This window comes from Methanosarcina sp. 1.H.T.1A.1, from assembly GCF_000979295.1.
GTDB lineage: Archaea > Halobacteriota > Methanosarcinia > Methanosarcinales > Methanosarcinaceae > Methanosarcina.
The window spans coordinates 1-1,460 of sequence record NZ_JJQY01000062.1 but is presented as its reverse complement, the minus strand read 5'-3'; the positions used below and the strand labels follow the sequence as shown (position 1 = coordinate 1,460).

1 protein-coding gene and 1 pseudogene are annotated in these 1,460 nt (G+C 49.9%); both read right to left on the bottom strand.

Going from position 1 to position 1,460, the window contains the following annotated elements:
* Positions 1-524, bottom strand: a pseudogene (locus EO95_RS06375) (histone deacetylase); the annotation flags it as partial.
* Positions 521-1,460: hydantoinase/oxoprolinase family protein (locus EO95_RS06370; protein ID WP_048133322.1), on the bottom strand; the 940-nt coding region annotated here is incomplete at its 5' end. The pseudogene EO95_RS06375 and the gene EO95_RS06370, both read right to left, overlap by 4 nt.

The window sequence follows — 1,460 nt, the reverse complement described above, 5'->3', positions numbered from 1 at the left end:
AGGCAGCTGCCTGCTGAAATCCGGTGAGGGGTTGTAGCCTGGGCTTTTATGTCAGGAACACAGAAATGAACCCTTGCAATGTCCTTGAAATCTGCAAGGCGGGGCTTATACTCCTCTATCTGGGGCAGGTCCATCAGGCCTTCTTCAAAAATCTGGTCCCGTGTATAGAGGAGACGCTCCTCTCTTTCCGGATGGGTTGGAGAAATTGCCCAGTCAAAAGCCGGGAAGAAAATAAGGCCTGTCTTTTTTGCTCCTGCCCGGTCTGCCGGAACCATGGGTTCTTTTTCCGGTATTTTTCCAGGCTCACTTTTCAATTCGTTTTCCGGTTTTTTTTCCGATTCATTTTTCGGTTCATTTCTCGATTCATCTTCAGATTTCTGCTCTGAAGTTCTTGTTTTCATTGTAACTTCCTCTACTCTATCAGGCTCAATTTCCTCTTCTATCCGTTCTTTTTTCTCTGCCCCGGCATTTTTTTCGGCTCCGCCTTTGAGGGCATCCTTGATTTTCCCAAACCCAAGCTTCATGCTTTTTCCCCCCTCTTCCATTCGGGAATCAGGCCTGCCGGGATCTGCATACTTACATCAAAAAGCCGCCCTGCCGTAAACCAGCCCTCAACCACGTTAAAGACCTCACTGTTAGCAATCTCGGCTTCGTCTGCATACTCGGAAATCCCAAACCTTTTTGCGCGTTCCCTGAGGAGTTTTGTTGCAAGGGCTTCGGCTTCCTCCGAGCGCATTTTATTGAAATTCCCGATATCCGTTGAGTTAAGGTTTACAATCTCTCCTTCTTCAGCTACCGAATAGACCTTCTGCTGAGTATCGATGCGCAGGTTAAGGGTAAGGGTGGGCCTTGCAACAGCTGCCCCTATGGCATTTCCGACTTCCGAATATTCGGGGGTAATCGGTTTTGCGTTCAGCTTTTCCGCGACTACTGAAATCAGGCCCCTTGCTCCTCCCCCGATTCCGACAACATTTTCAGGCCTTTCTTTTTTCTTCTGCAGGACTTCCCATATCCTGTAAGCAGGTTCCTGTTCCCATTCAAGAAACATTTCCCTTACGGCTTTTTCAATCATCCCTGCAGTTGTGTCCACTATAAGAGAAGCAGTCTCAGTTACGGATTTCCCGAAGCTGGAGGCTACGGATGCAACCGCCTCTTTTGCACGTTCAGGGTCTCCGACATCGACAAGCCCGAGCACTCTCAGGGCATCCGTCGGGGTTGGCTCTTCTCCTCCCATGCAGTAAGCGGGACCTGCCCTTTCAGGGCCTATGGTTACCAGCCTGAGTCCGGTATCAGTTTCTCTAACCCTTACAGTGCTGTCCCCTCCTACCGCTATCGAGCGGACGGCAAAAGCCCGTACATGGGTCAGGAAATTTCCGAGTTTTGCGCCTTTGGAAGCGATAAGCGGTTTTCCGGAAAGGATAAGGGCAAGGTCGGTAGTGGTCCTGTCTCTTATACACATC